Here is a 13758-nt window from a genome sequence, read left to right as displayed (position 1 = left end):
TGTTTTGCCGGCAGGCTATCCCCGCAGGTTCAGCTTGTCATTACAGCAAGTGCAATCCCAGGGTGATCATCTGCGGCGGCATCGGACGGCGCAAAGGATTGCGGCACCACACGCACCGCGATGCACAATGGCCGTGGTAGCCCGGGGTAATCAGCGCGCATCCTTCTGTGTATGCTTGCGCCTACAAGCCACGCGTACCGTACGGCCGTCATGACAGAGTTGAGTGAGCGAACCAAAGCGAACATGGATGTCGTGCTCGAAGAGACATGCCGGCAGCTGCCGCATGGCGGCGATCACGACAGCCGCAGGTTCATCGCCGAGCGGCTGATCGAGGCGGCGCAGGCGGGACACTCAACGCTCGGCGAACTCGGCATCGTCGCGCGCCGCGCGCTGGCGGAGATTCTCGCAAAGCGCGATTAGCAAGGCGCGAGGCTTGCTTCGCAGACGACTCTGAACATAACCTGCCCGACCCTTCATCGAGATCGTTCGAAGATGCGAGCCTTGCTTGCATTCGTTGTGGCTGCCGCAGTTCCGTGCTGCACCGGCTCGGCCATGGCCCAGCCGGTCGGACAGTTTCCCTTCGCGCTGACGCGTGAAGGGCAAATGCTCGGCGCCGTGGAGGGCGAGGTGGCGTCCTTCAAGGGACTGGCCTACGCGGCTCCGCCGCTCGGTGCGTTGCGCTGGCGCGCGCCGCAACCGACGGCCGGCAGTTCCGAGATGCGCACCGCCTACGCGTTCGGCGCGCCGTGCCTTCAGCCCGCACGGACCGATGCCGGCGAGGATTGCCTGACGCTGAATGTGTTCCGGCCGTTCGGGGTCGATGGCCCATTGCCGGTGATGGTGTTCATCCATGGCGGCGGTTTCGTCAGGGGCACCGCGAACGACCCGCTGTTCGATGGCGCCAGGCTGGCGCAGGCGGGTCTCATCGTGGTCACCGTGAATTATCGCCTCGGTGCTCTCGGTTGGCTCGCCCATCCCGCGCTTCCGGACGGCGGCGGAAATTACGGCCTGATGGACCAGATCGCCGCGCTCAACTGGGTGCAGGATAATATCGCGGCTTTCGGCGGCGATCGGGGCAACGTCACCGTGTTTGGCAGCGGTGCAGGCGCGACATCGATCGCCCTGCTGATGCTGTCCGCGCCGGCGCGCGATCTCTTCCAGAAAGCCATTCTGCAATCGGTGCCCGGCCGCGCGCGCCTGCGTTCGGCAGAGGAGGCGGAGGCCGTGGGCCGGCAGTTCGCGGCCGCGCTCGGGCCGACGACGGATTGGCGCGCAGCCGAGCTGCGGCGCGTGCTCGCCGCCGAACGCCAATTGCTGGAGCAATCGCCGCGCAGCTTTGCGCCGATGATCGATGGGCGTCTCGTGACCGAGGACCTCGTCGCAGGCTTTACCGCCGGACACCAAATCCGCATTCCTCTCATCATCGGCTCGAACGACGACGAGACAAGTTCTGACGGCTGGTCCGATATCGAGAAGGATATTGCTTCGTCCGGCATCGTCACCGATGAGATGCGCCAGCTGTATGCAGATGTCGTCGGACCTTCCGATTTCGCTGCGAGGGTCTACACCGACAAGGTGTTCTCCGAGCCGGTGCGGCGGTTGGCCCGGCTGCATGCGTCAAGCGGCGCGCCAACCTTTCGCTATCGCTTCGCCTATGTGCCGGAGGCGCGGCGCGCGAATCCGGAAGGCGGCCATGGAAGGGAGCTGCAGTTTGTCTTCGGCGCGGAAGGCGTGCCCGGTGCGGGCATCCTGTCGCGGCGTGATCGCGAGGTCGCAGGCCGCATCCGCGCCTATTGGATCAACTTCGCCAGAAGCGGCGATCCCAACGGCGCCGGGCTGCCGCGCTGGGATGCTGCGGGCAGCGATCGCCTGCTGCTGATCACGAACGACGGCATCGCGAGCGGCGACGATCCGCTGGCGAAGCGTCTCGACCGGCTCGAAAATGAGGGCGGGAAATGAGCTGGAGTTACGCGGCGAGCTCGACGCGCGGCGCCGGGCTCAGCCGGTCTTCCTCCAGATAATCCATCGCGCCGTCCTTCTCGACGGCGTAGAACTGCTGGCCGTCCCGCGACTTGAAGGCGGCGCGGACGACACCGCGGCGGCCCTTGTCACTGTTGACGACGTCCCCCAGCGCAAACTTCCTCATCTCACGTCTCACTTGGCTTCAGGCCGACTGCTTCGGCCACGCCGGGGATTCTGAGCGGCAAATCGTTAACGGCTTGCTAACCATGCGGCTTTGCCTATGCTCGGCGCCGACCGTGCGGACTGCTCGCACGCGCCTGTCGACGAGCCGAGTCCCATGACGCGATTTCCGACCCTTTTCCTGTCGCATGGCGGCGGCCCCTGGCCCTTCATGGAGGACAGGCGGGTGCAATATGCCAGGACTGCCGAGGCGTTCGCGAACCTGCCGCAACTTCTGCCCGAGAGGCCAAAGGCCGCGCTGGTCATCACCGGCCATTGGGAGGCCGACGCCTTCACCGTGTCCACCTCAGCCCATCCGCCGATGGTGTACGACTATTACGGTTTCCCCGAGCATACCTACCGCCTGAAATATCCGGCGCCCGGCAAGCCCGAGCTCGCGGCAAGAGTGAAGGCGCTGCTCGCGCAGGCCGGCGTCGATTGCCGCGAGGATGCCGATCAGGGTTTCGATCACGGCACCTTCGTGCCGCTCGGGCTGATGTATCCGAATGCCGATATGCCGATCGTGCTGCTGTCGCTGAAGTCCAGCTATGATGCCGCCGAGCACGTCGAGGTCGGCAAGGCGATCGCATCGTTGCGCGACGAGGGCATTCTGATCGTCGGCAGCGGGCTGACCTATCACAACATGCGCGGCTTCAACCGGCCGGAGTCCAAGCCGGTCTCGTATGATTTCGAGGCCTATCTCAACGAGGCGATCAGCAACCCGGATCCGGCCCGCCGCAACGCGATGCTGGTGGATTGGGAGAGCGCTCCGAGCGCGCGCCTCGCGCATCCGCGCGAGGACCATCTGCTGCCGCTGATGGTGGCGGCCGGCGCTGCCGGCAGCGACAGGGGCAAACGCGTCTTCGTCGACGAGGTGGCAAATGTCGCGATGGCATCGTATGTGTTCGGCGGCCGGTCCTGAATAGCGCGCTCGCCGGCTGGCGATCGCGCTTTACGACGAGATCGCGTCGATCCGTTTCGTCGTGTCCGTTCCCAGCAATTGCTCATAGCGAGCCCGGACGGTGGCGTAACATTCGCACGCGCCTTCCTCCAGCCCCTCGGCATCCAGGATCCTGATCTTGCCGCGCGCGTATCGGATGAGGCCGGCCGCCTGCAGGGTGCGCGCCACCACGGTCACGCTCGATCGCCGAACGCCCAGCATCTGCCCGAGATATTCCTGCGTGAACTGAAGCTGGTCGCTGCCGGATAGATCGCGCGCGCGCAGCAACCAGCGACAGAGCCGGGCCTGGACGCTGTGCGAGGCGAAGCACGCTGCGGACTGCTGCGCCTGGGCGTAGACGGCCTGCTCGTGCCGCATGAGGAGCGCCAACAGCCGGGAGCTCTGCAGCGCGGCCGACTTCAGGGCGTCGATATTGCAGACGACGACGTTTCCGCCGAGCTGAACGATGCCGCGGCAGAGAGACATCCGCCCGTCCAGCGCGGCGGCGGCGCCGACGACGCCGTCGATGCCGACCATCGCGGTCTCGATCATCTCGCCGCTCGAAAGAGTCACAACCAGCGAGATCACTGCGCCGGCGGGAAAGTAGACGGAGCGAATCTCCTGATCGGCTTCGAACAACAGGGAGTGCTGCGCGAAGGCGACGGTCTTCAAATGCGGCTCGAGGATCTTGAGATCGGCCTCGGACAGCTGCCTCAATAAGAGGTTCTTCATTTTGCCACTCCCGGGGACAGGCGGGAGCGCAAAGAACTCTCAGCTATCGGTGCCTTATGCGGATATCCGATAATCGGTCAACGGTAAGAGCTCTACCGCACATAGCGAGTCTTTTTTTCACTGTGTCAAATTTCGACATAAGAGACGCCGGACTGCGGTCGCAAACGTCAGTAGGGCTCGCCCTTGTCCGCGGTACGACAAGCGGAGGCGGCGGCTTCACATGTCTCGGCGAGCAGCCGGATCCGATATAGGGGCTGCTTTCCCGGGCCCAGAAGCTCGATCCGCCATTCGGCATTTTTTTTGAGCCCGCAGCCGCGGGCGAGATCTCCGAACACTTTGGTCGTTTCGGTCCACGCCGATTCCATGTCCGCGATCTCGGCCAGATGCTCGATCGTGCCGCCGTCGCAGTTGGTGATCCGGAAGTAATGGTGGGGCATGATCGGCTCCGAGCGGTCGCGAGGAGTATCGGTTAGTCCAACCGGGTCCGCCGAATTATGTGCGGTAACGCACATAAAAACCCTGGGCGCATGTCACGGCAAAAGCAAGTGAATTCGGGCGGACAATTCGAGATTGTCGCCCGCGGGAGTCGAGTCGTGGCAAAGAGCTTTTGGCGAGCGCCGATCATGCGCACGCCACAGTGCATATAAAGGCTATTCTACCGATTTCGTTCGGTGCGCCGTCGCGCTATGGTTGTCGCGTGAATTCTTCCGAAGAATTTGATGCCGTCAACGGATCCTCTTCAGAACGCGTTTCTCAAGTCGCTGAGTCCGGCCGACTTCGCGGCCATTCGCCCACATCTCAAGGCCGTCGAGCTTCTGGAAGGGGCTTCGCTGATCGAGCTTGGTCAGACCGTCGTGTGGGCCCATCTTCCGCTCACGGCCGTCGTCTCTCTGGTTGTCGAGCTTGAAGCGGGCGAACGGATCGAGGTGGCGCTGATCGGCTCCGACAGCATCTTGGGCACCTTTGGCGTCTTGGGCGAGCCCGTGGCATTGGTTCACGCTGTTGTATTGGTGCCCGGTTCGGCTTTGCTGGTCGAGGCTGCCCGCCTGCGTGCTCTCGCCCAGGAGAATGCTGCGTTTCGAGACAACCTGACGCGTCACAGCCAAGCCCTCTTCGTTCAGGCCCAGCAATCCGTGGGCTGCAATGCATCGCATACCGTCGAAGCGCGATTGGCGCGATGGCTTCTGAGGGTTCGGGATCTATCCGGCCGTGATCGCTTCAAGCTCACGCAGGAATTGATGGCGGAGATGATCGGCGTTCGCCGAAACAGCGTTTCGTTTGTCGCCCACGCTCTTCAGCAGGCCAACGTCATTCGATTCAGCCGCGGTCTCATCGAGATCGTCAACGTCGCCGAGCTCAACAAGGCGACCTGCGAATGCTATCGCGCGGTGAAGCTGCAATACAAGCGACTTCGTTTCCCGACCGGCGAAGAATCAGGAGCATGATGAAGTTCAGCCGTATCTGAGCTTCATCACAAGGATGCCGCCGGCGAGCACCATGGTCACGGCGTTGGCTGCGACCAGGGGCGCATCGCCGGAGAGCAGGCCGTAGACGAGCCAGAGCGCGATGCCGAGCACCATGACCAGGAACATGCCGAGCGAGATGTCGCCGGTGGAGCGGGTCTTCCATACCTTGATGGCCTGCGGGGCGTAGGCCACGGTGGTGCAGGTGGCGGCGGCAAAGCCGATGAGCTTGATCACGAATGGTTCCATGGCCGGCTTTATAGCATGGATTCGATGACGCTCACGCCTCAGGCGCGCGCCGCCATCAGCCCGCGATAGAGCGCGGCATAGTCGCCGGCGCGGCCACGCCAGGAGACGTCGGTCGCAAGCCCGCTGCGTTGCAGCCGGCGCCAGGTCAGTTTGTCGTGGAAGGCGATGTTGGCCTTGCGCAGTGCGCCGGCGAGGGCATCCGCCGTCACCGGGGCAAACTTGAATCCCGTGGCATCGTGGCCGGAGACATCGGCTTCGCCGATGTCGACGATGGTGTCCTCGAGGCCGCCGACGCGGGAGACGATCGGCACGGCGCCATAACGCAGCGCGCAGAGCTGGGTCAGGCCGCACGGCTCGAACCGCGAGGGTACGACGAGCGCGTCCGAGCCGGCCTGGATCAGATGCGCCAGGATCTCGTCATAGCCGATCACGACGCCAACCCGGCCGGGATTGGCGCGGGCGGCCGACTGGTAGCGATCCTGCAGGTCGCGGTCGCCGCTGCCGAGCAGCGCGAGCTGCATGCCTTCGCGCAAGATTGTGGGGATGGCCTCGAGCAGGAGATCGAGCCCCTTCTGCCACGACAGCCGGCTGATGACGCCGAGCAATGGCGCCTCGTCCGAGGAATCCAGGTTGAACTGCTGCTGCAGCACCGCCTTGTTGGCGGCGCGGAAGGTCAGGTCCTCCGCGCCGAAGCGATAGGCGATGTGCGGATCACTCTGCGGGTTCCACACCTCGACGTCGATGCCGTTGAGGATGCCGCTGAGCACGTTCGCGCGTGTGCGCAGCAGCCCTCCGAATCCCATGCCGCCTTCGTCGCTCTGGATCTCCCGCGCGTAAGTCGGCGACACCGTGGTGATGCGATCGGCGAATTGCAGGCCGGCCTTCAGGAAGCTGATGCCGCCAAAATATTCCAGCTCGTTGACGTTGAAGGCGTGCAAGGGCAGGCCGACCGATCCGATCAACTCGGGGGCGAACTTGCCCTGATAGGCCATGTTGTGAATGGTCATCACGGTGCCGGGCCGCGGCCGGTTGTCGTAATGCAGATAGGCCGGAGCGAGTCCCGCCTGCCAATCATGGGAATGCACGACATCGGGGACGAAAGCGGGCACGAGACCGTGGCCGATATCGGCCGCCACGCGCGACAGCGCCGCAAAGCGCACGCCGTTGTCCGCCCAGTCGACGCCTTCGGCGCTGACATAGGGGTTGCCCGGCCGCACATAGAGATGCGGCACGTCCAGCACGAACAGATCGAGCCCGTGATGCAATGCCGCCAGCAGCCGTCCGGGACCGCCGAAATAATCCGGCCAGCGCCGCAGCTCCTCGGCGTTCGACAGCAGGCGCAGCACGTCGGGATAGCCGGGCATCAGGGTGCGCATCTCGACGCCATGCGCCTTCAGCGCGGCCGGCAGTGCACCGGCGACATCTGCGAGGCCGCCGGTCTTGACGAGGGGATAGACTTCAGAGGCGACCGCGAGGACGCGAACAGGCGTCATGTATTGAGCCTGTCGATCATCGGCTGGGTGATTAGCGAGATGCCCTGCTCGGTCGTGCGGAAGCGCTGCGCATCGACTTCGGGATCCTCGCCGACCACGAGGCCCTCCGGAATCTCGACGCCGCGGTCGATCACGACGTTGCGCAGGCGAGCACCGCGGCCGACATTCACATAGGGCATGATCACGGCGTTCTCGACATTGGCATAGGAGTTGATGCGCACGCCGGTAAACAGCAGCGAGCGGCGCAGCGAGGCGCCAGAGATGATGCAGCCGCCCGAGACCAGAGAGCTCACCGCCTGGCCGCGCCGGCTCTCCTCGTCGTGAACGAATTTCGCCGGCGGCGTGATCTCGGAATAGGACCAGATCGGCCAGGCGCGGTCGAACAGGTCGAGTTCCGGCACCACGTCGGTGAGGTCTATATTGGCGGCCCAATAGGCGTCCACTGTGCCGACGTCGCGCCAATAGGCGCGGGGGTCGCTGCCCGAGCGGACGCAGGACGTCGAATATTGGTGGGCCATCGCCCGGCCGTTCTTGACGAGGTAGGGAATGAAGTCCTTACCGAAATCGTGGTTCGAGTTCGTATCCTCGGCGTCGCGCTTGAGCTGGTCGAACAGGAACTTGGCGTCGAACACGTAGATACCCATGCTGGCGAGCGACACGTCCGGCTTGCCCGGCATCGGTGGTGGATCCTTCGGCTTCTCCAGGAACTCCTTGATCCAGCCATTCTCGTCGATATGCATGATGCCGAAACCGGAGGATTCCGACCGCGGCATTTCGAGGCAGCCGACGGTGACGTCGGCGCCGCTCTCGACGTGCTGGCGCAGCATCACCTCGTAATCCATTTTATAGATGTGGTCGCCGGCCAGCACCACGATGAAGCGGCAGGCATGGGCCTCGATGATGTCGATGTTCTGGTACACGGCGTCCGCCGTGCCCACGTACCACATGGTCTCGGAGACGCGCTGGCTGGCGGGCAGGATATCGAAACTCTCGTTGCGTTCGGGGCGGAAGAAGTTCCAGCCCATCTGAAGGTGCCGGATGAGGCTGTGCGCCTTATATTGCGTTGCGACCGCGATACGGCGGATGCCCGAATTCACAGCATTGGAGAGCGCGAAATCGATGATGCGGGACTTGCCGCCGAAATAGACCGCCGGCTTGGCGCGCCGGTCGGTCAGCTCCAGGAGCCGGCTGCCGCGGCCGCCGGCCAGGACGAAGGCCAGCGCCTGACGGGCAAGCGGCTCGGGTCTCGCGGCACTCATGTCATTCTCCCACAACTCTGGCGCTCGCGAGAAGCCTCCCGGCCGCGCTCATTGGAACTGATAGTAACGTTACGAATAGTAAATCGTGAAGATGGTTGATGGTTGCGATCGGGCCGGAAGCTTAATGCCTTGCCGGGTGACTCAGGCCTCGGCCGTCATCGTGCGGTGTCGCGGGCGTCGAGGTCGTCGCCGCCGGGCACGGTTGATCAGAACGGAGGCAGCGTCTTGTGCGGTGCACGCAAAAGTGAGGGCTTTTCTGGGCTTTGACTTGGCGCAAGGATGCCCGATCATGACGCTGCGATCCTCTTTCCAAGCGAAAGGTCAGACAGGGAGTAGGACGATGAGAATCTGGAAGACGGCAATTGCCTGTTCGTTGGCCGGCGCGGTCATGGCGGCGCAGGTCGGGCAGGCCACGGCGGGCCCGATGCCGACGAATGTTGCGACGATGAAGGCTGCGGCCGGTGACAATGTCACGCCGGTGCATTGGCGCGGCGGCGGCTGGGGCGTTGCCCTCGGTGGTCTCGCAGCTGGTGCGATCATCGGCGGCGCCATCGCCGGCGGCGCGCCTTACGGCTACTATGGCAGACCCTACTACGGAGGCTACGGCTACGGAGGCTACGGCTACGGATATCCGGGCTACGGTTATGGTTATGGTTATGCCCCCGCCTATTACGGTGGCTATGGCTACGCGCCGGCCTATCCGCGGTACTACCGGCCGTATCGTCCGTATTACAGCTACGGCTATTACCGGCCTTACCGGGCTTATCACCGGCCGTACCGCGTCTATCACCGTCACTATTACCGCGGCTGGTGAGCGTTACGTAGCTAAAACGACAGCCACACGATCAGGCTCATGCATGCTAAATGCATGAGCACGATTGCGGCGAGATGCAGCGGGCCCGGCTCGAGGCGAAGCCCGCGCATCCTTGCGCATGCGATTCCCGCGGTCCCTTCATCCGCGGCTGCATCGTCGATCTCCCCGTGCCGGCCGCGCCTGCGCTCGGCATGACGAGTGCGGGCGTTGTTGGCGTCTCCGTGGAGTAGGCCGGTGCTACTGCTTGAGGCGGCGGGCCAGATAGGGCGCGGTCTTCCCGCTAGCCTTGCCGACCTGCTCGGGCGTCCCCGACGCGACGACACGGCCGCCTTCGTCACCGGCACCGGGGCCGAGATCGATGATCCAGTCGCTGTGCGCCACGACGTCCATGTCGTGCTCGACCACGATCACGCTGTTGCCGGAATCCACGATCCGGTCGAGCTGGGCAATCAGCCGCTCGACGTCCCGCGGGTGAAGGCCGGTGGTCGGCTCGTCCAGAACATAGAGCGTGTGGCCGCGTTGCGGACGCATCAGCTCGGTGGCCAGCTTGATGCGCTGGGCCTCGCCACCGGACAGCTCGGTTGCGGATTGGCCGAGGCGGATATAGCCGAGACCGACCTCGCGCACGACCGACAGCGCGCGGTTCAGCGTTGTATCGCCCTCGAAGAAGTCGAACGCTTCGTCGACCCGCATCGCCAGCACGTCCGCGATGGATTTGCCGCGGATCTTCACCTCCAGCGTCTTGTCGTTGTACCGCGCACCCTTGCAAGTCGGGCAGGGCGCGTAGACGCTGGGCAGGAACAACAGCTCGACGGAGACGAAGCCCTCGCCTTCGCAGATCGCACACCGGCCCTTGGCGACGTTGAACGAGAAGCGCCCGGCATCGTAGCGGCGGGACTTGGCCTGCGGTGTCGCGGCGAACAGTTTTCGCACGTGGTCGAACAGGCCGGTATAGGTCGCGAGGTTTGAGCGCGGCGTGCGGCCGATCGGCTTCTGGTCCACGACGACGAGGCGGCCGATCTGGTCGAGCCCGGCAACGATCCTGCCGCCCAGCGTCTCCACCGTCGGAGCCAGGCTGTCGTCATCGGCGTCCGGGGCGAGCGTGTGGCCGAGATGCGCGGCGACGGTCTCGACGAGGAACTGGCTGATCAGGCTCGACTTGCCGGAGCCGGACACGCCGGTGACGCTGGCGATGACGCCCAGCGGAATGTCGACATCGAGGCCGCGCAGGTTGTTGCGGGTCACGCCCCTGATCTCGAGATGCCCCTTCGCCTCGCGGCGGATCGTCGGCAGCTTCTTTCGCGGGTGCGCGAGGTACTGCGCTGTTCGCGAGTTCTCGACCTCGCCGAGGCCGGCCGACGGCCCGCTGTAGAGGATGCGGCCGCCGCCTTCGCCGGCGTCGGGGCCGACGTCCACGAGCCAGTCCGCCTGCCTGATCACCTCGATCTCGTGCTCGACCACGAAGATCGAGTTGCCCGCATGCTTCAGCCGGTCGAGCGCCCGCAGCAGCGCCTCGGTGTCGGCGGGATGCAGGCCGGCCGACGGCTCGTCGAGCACGTAGACGACGCCGAATAAGTTCGAGCGGACCTGCGTCGCGAGGCGCAGCCGTTGCAACTCGCCCGGCGACAGCGTCGGGGTGCTGCGCTCGCAGGCGAGATAGCCGAGGCCGAGATCGAGCAGGACGGCGAGCCGCGCCGACAGATCCTCGCAGATTCGCCTGGCGACGACGGTCTTCTCGGATTTGTCCGATGAAGCGATTGCGAACGGCTTCATCACCTCGTGCAACTGCTTGAGCGGCAGGTGCGACATCTCTGCGATATTCAAGCCGGCGAACCTGACCTTGAGCGCCTCGGGCTTCAGCCGCGCGCCGTGGCAGGTCGGGCAGTCCCGCGTGATCATGAACTGAGCGACGCGACGCTTCATCATCGCGCTCTCGGACTTGGCGTAGGTCTGCATCACGTAGCGCTTGGCGCCGGTGAACGTGCCCTGGTAGCTCGGCTCCTCCTTGCGGCGCAGCGCCCGCTTGACCTCGGCCGCGTCGTAGCCGGCATAAACAGGGACGGTCGGCTGCTCCTCGGTGAACAGGATCCAGTCCCGGTCCTTCTTCGGCAGCTCGCGCCAGGGCTTGTCGACGTCGTAGCCGAGCGTCGTCAGGATGTCCCGGAGGTTCTGTCCCTGCCAGGCGCTCGGCCAGGCCGCGACCGCCCGCTCGCGGATCGTCTTGGTGTCGTCGGGCACCATGGACTTCTCGGTGACGTCGAGCATCCGGCCGATGCCGTGGCAGGTCGGGCAGGCGCCCTCGGGTGTGTTCGGCGAGAACGACTCCGCATAGAGCATCTTCTGTCCGCGCGGATAGTCGCCGGCGCGGGAATAGAGCATCCTCAATAGGTTCGAGATGGTGGTGACGCTGCCGACCGACGACCGCGTCGTCGGCGCTCCGCGTTGCTGTTGGAGTGCGACCGCGGGCGGCAAGCCTTCGATGTCGTCGACTTCAGGGATCTGCATCTGGTGGAACAGGCGCCGCGCGTAGGGCGATACCGATTCCAGATACCGCCGCTGCGCCTCGGCATAGATCGTTCCAAAGGCGAGCGAGGATTTCCCCGACCCGGACACGCCCGTGAACACGACGAGCGCATTGCGGGGAATGCGGACGTCGACGTTCTTGAGATTGTGCTCGCGCGCGCCGCGGACGTGAACGAAGCCGTCGTCCTGCATCAGGCCGGGTTGTCTGGGTCGGTCGTCCATCTCGCTTCCTCCGGTTCCCCTGGGGGATCAACGGCAGGATCGCAGGATGGGTCCCGAGTTGCCAGGGCGCGGGCTGGGGCTCCACGCACCCAGCCGCGGTGTCGGCGCACGGTTTCCCTGCAGACGCTGCGCGACAGAGGCCGCGCCGGCGAAAGACGCCGGCGCTCTTGCTCATGGAGGAAGAAACTCAGCCCGGCCCTGCGCCCTGCGTCGCCGTATACACGGCGTAGAGCGATTGGCTCGCCGCCATGAACAGGCGGTTGCGCTTGGGGCCGCCGAAGCAGACGTTGCCGCAGACTTCCGGCAGACGGATGCGGCCGAGCAGCTTGCCCTCCGGCGACCACACGGTCACGCCGCTGTAGCCAACCGCGCGGCCGGCATTGCTGGAGGCCCAGAGATTGCCGTTGACGTCGGAGCGTAGTCCGTCCGGTCCGCACTTCACGCCATCGATCACGCAATCGCTGAACTTCTTCAGGTTGGATAGCTTGTTGTCGCTGCCGACGTCGAACACGAAGATCTCGCCCTTGCCGCCTGGACCGGTATCGCCCGGTCCTTTGCCGGTCGAGGCGATGTAGAGCTTCTTGTAATCGGGCGAGAAGCACAGCCCGTTCGGATCGGGCACCTGGTCCTCGGTGACCACGAGATCGACACGGCCGGAAGGATCGATGCGATAGCAATTGGTCGGCAGCTCGCGCTTGCCCGGCACGAAGCCGGCCGGCTGGCCGATCCGCGGATTGAGCTTGCCGCCGGCATTGCTCGGACCGCCCGCCACATCGGGCTCGCCTTCGTAGAGCTGGCCGCCATAGGGCGGATCGGTGAACCAGTAGCTGCCGTCGGGATGCGCGGCGATGTCGTTCGGCGAATTCAGCTTCTTGCCCTGATAGGAGTCGGCGAGCACCGTCGCTGTGCCGTCGTGCTCGTAGCGCGTCACCCGCCGCGTCAGGTGCTCGCAGGAGAGCTGGCGGCCCTGGAAGTCGAAGGAATTGCCGTTGGAATTGTTGGAGGGCGAGCGGAACACGCTGACGCGGCCGTCGTCCTCGGTCCAGCGCATCTGCCGGTTGTTGGGAATGTCGCTCCAGAGGAGATAGCGGCCCTGCGCGCTCCAGGCCGGGCCTTCGGCCCACAGCAAGCCGGTGTACAGACGCTTGATCGCAGTGTTGGGCTGCGCGAGATCGTTGAAGGATGGATCGACCGCGATGATGTCGGGGTCCCAGAAATAAGTGGTTGGCGCACCATGGGGGCCGAAATCGCGGGGCGGTGTGGTGACCGTGCTCGGCGGTGCTGCGGGCCCGGTCTGAGCCAGCGCGGGGCCGGCCATCGTTGCCGCGGCGCCGAGCGCCAATCCCCGGACCAGCGTTCGTCGTGAAAGCGCAGCATCCTGCGCACGCAGCCCTTCGTCACGAGCCTCTTGGCGTGTCATCGCGTCCTCCCGATCATGTTCCACTGGCCGGTTGATCCGGCCGAGCAGCAGAAGGTTAGTCCGGTCCGTCGCCGGTTGCGAGGGGTGGAATCAAAACCGCAGCGCGATCGCGGGTCGCAATTTCGTCACCTTCGAATGCGTTTGGATTGATGGGTGCTGTAGGAAGATAAGGCGGAGCTCATCGTGCAAGTCGTCGTCCTGGTCATCCTTCTCGCGATCGCATTTGCGGCCGGCTATTACACGCGCGATTACGTCTCCCGGAAAAGGCGGGCGGAGGCACGCCGCTGGCGCGAGTACAGCGAGCCGGATTGGCTCTCCGCCAATGCGCCGGCCAACACCAACGAGATCGCGAAGGCCGGCACTGCCACGCCCGGGGCCGCCGGCGAACTCGGCCAGATGTTGAATCGCTGGGAGACCAGGGCCCGCGCCCGCCGCGCGGGGTAGGGGCGCAGACGTTTGGAC

14 protein-coding genes are annotated in these 13758 nt (G+C 65.0%); 6 read left to right on the top strand and 8 right to left on the bottom strand.

Going from position 1 to position 13758, the window contains the following annotated elements; translation table 11 throughout:
* Positions 1 to 171: 171 nt before the first annotated feature.
* A complete protein-coding gene (locus tag AC3WLX_RS14030) occupies positions 172 to 420 on the top strand; it encodes a hypothetical protein (protein WP_366865666.1) in 249 nt (82 codons plus the stop codon).
* A 72-nt stretch (positions 421 to 492) separates the two neighbouring features.
* Positions 493 to 1959, top strand: a complete 1467-nt coding sequence (locus AC3WLX_RS14025) for a carboxylesterase/lipase family protein (protein WP_492336380.1) — start codon at positions 493 to 495, stop codon at positions 1957 to 1959.
* Between the two features lie 7 nt (positions 1960 to 1966).
* Here AC3WLX_RS14025 and AC3WLX_RS14020 read toward each other — a convergent pair whose 3' ends face one another.
* Positions 1967 to 2146 (bottom strand): hypothetical protein, encoded by a 180-nt coding sequence (locus AC3WLX_RS14020; protein WP_036006694.1) that lies wholly within the window; start codon positions 2144 to 2146, stop codon positions 1967 to 1969.
* Between the two features lie 153 nt (positions 2147 to 2299).
* Here AC3WLX_RS14020 and AC3WLX_RS14015 point away from each other — a divergent pair, with 153 nt between their 5' ends.
* Positions 2300 to 3103, top strand: a complete 804-nt coding sequence (locus AC3WLX_RS14015; RefSeq protein ID WP_492336379.1) for a DODA-type extradiol aromatic ring-opening family dioxygenase — start codon at positions 2300 to 2302, stop codon at positions 3101 to 3103.
* 30 nt (positions 3104 to 3133) lie between these two features.
* On the opposite strand, the gene AC3WLX_RS14010 is transcribed toward AC3WLX_RS14015, so the two are convergent.
* Together AC3WLX_RS14010 and AC3WLX_RS14005 are read right to left on the bottom strand one after the other, a co-directional pair.
* Entirely contained in the window at positions 3134 to 3793 is a 660-nt protein-coding gene (locus AC3WLX_RS14010) for a Crp/Fnr family transcriptional regulator (protein WP_492336378.1), read from the bottom strand.
* A gap of 227 nt (positions 3794 to 4020) precedes the next feature.
* Positions 4021 to 4290 carry a DUF6894 family protein gene (locus tag AC3WLX_RS14005; RefSeq protein ID WP_492336377.1) on the bottom strand — a complete coding sequence of 90 codons (270 nt, stop codon included), beginning with the start codon at positions 4288 to 4290 and terminating at the stop codon, positions 4021 to 4023.
* Positions 4291 to 4572: 282 nt separating this feature from the next.
* Between AC3WLX_RS14005 and AC3WLX_RS14000 the strand changes: the two genes are divergently transcribed.
* The gene (locus tag AC3WLX_RS14000; RefSeq protein WP_492336376.1) at positions 4573 to 5298 is read left to right on the top strand and encodes a Crp/Fnr family transcriptional regulator; all 726 of its coding nucleotides are present in this window, start codon (positions 4573 to 4575) and stop codon (positions 5296 to 5298) included.
* 6 nt (positions 5299 to 5304) lie between these two features.
* On the opposite strand, the gene AC3WLX_RS13995 is transcribed toward AC3WLX_RS14000, so the two are convergent.
* The 3 genes from AC3WLX_RS13995 to glgC are packed head-to-tail and all read right to left on the bottom strand — an operon-like array spanning position 5305 to position 8317.
* Positions 5305 to 5565, bottom strand: coding sequence for a SemiSWEET transporter (locus tag AC3WLX_RS13995; RefSeq protein WP_291627218.1), 261 nt, complete (start codon positions 5563 to 5565; stop codon positions 5305 to 5307).
* A gap of 38 nt (positions 5566 to 5603) precedes the next feature.
* Positions 5604 to 7058 (bottom strand): glycogen synthase GlgA, encoded by a 1455-nt coding sequence (gene glgA / locus AC3WLX_RS13990; RefSeq protein WP_492336375.1) that lies wholly within the window; start codon positions 7056 to 7058, stop codon positions 5604 to 5606.
* The gene (gene glgC / locus AC3WLX_RS13985) at positions 7055 to 8317 is read right to left on the bottom strand and encodes a glucose-1-phosphate adenylyltransferase (protein ID WP_492336374.1); all 1263 of its coding nucleotides are present in this window, start codon (positions 8315 to 8317) and stop codon (positions 7055 to 7057) included. The genes glgA and glgC overlap by 4 nt, the downstream gene beginning before the upstream one ends.
* A 340-nt stretch (positions 8318 to 8657) precedes the next feature.
* On the opposite strand from glgC, the gene AC3WLX_RS13980 reads away from it, so the two are divergent.
* Positions 8658 to 9131, top strand: coding sequence for a hypothetical protein (locus AC3WLX_RS13980; protein WP_492336373.1), 474 nt, complete (start codon positions 8658 to 8660; stop codon positions 9129 to 9131).
* 237 nt (positions 9132 to 9368) lie between these two features.
* Here the strand turns inward: AC3WLX_RS13980 and uvrA are convergent, their stop codons facing one another.
* Positions 9369 to 11876 (bottom strand): excinuclease ABC subunit UvrA, encoded by a 2508-nt coding sequence (gene uvrA, locus AC3WLX_RS13975; RefSeq protein WP_492336372.1) that lies wholly within the window; start codon positions 11874 to 11876, stop codon positions 9369 to 9371.
* Positions 11877 to 12063: 187 nt separating this feature from the next.
* Positions 12064 to 13296, bottom strand: coding sequence for an SMP-30/gluconolactonase/LRE family protein (locus AC3WLX_RS13970; protein WP_492336371.1), 1233 nt, complete (start codon positions 13294 to 13296; stop codon positions 12064 to 12066).
* Between the two features lie 180 nt (positions 13297 to 13476).
* Between AC3WLX_RS13970 and AC3WLX_RS13965 the strand changes: the two genes are divergently transcribed.
* A complete protein-coding gene (locus AC3WLX_RS13965; protein WP_291626143.1) occupies positions 13477 to 13740 on the top strand; it encodes a hypothetical protein in 264 nt (87 codons plus the stop codon).
* The last annotated feature ends 18 nt before the right edge of the window (positions 13741 to 13758 follow it).

The sequence above is a fragment of the Bradyrhizobium sp. FW305-F6 genome, assembly GCF_058782905.1.
Note: the sequence above shows the minus strand (reverse complement) of the source record. Positions and strands in the feature narration are given on the sequence as shown.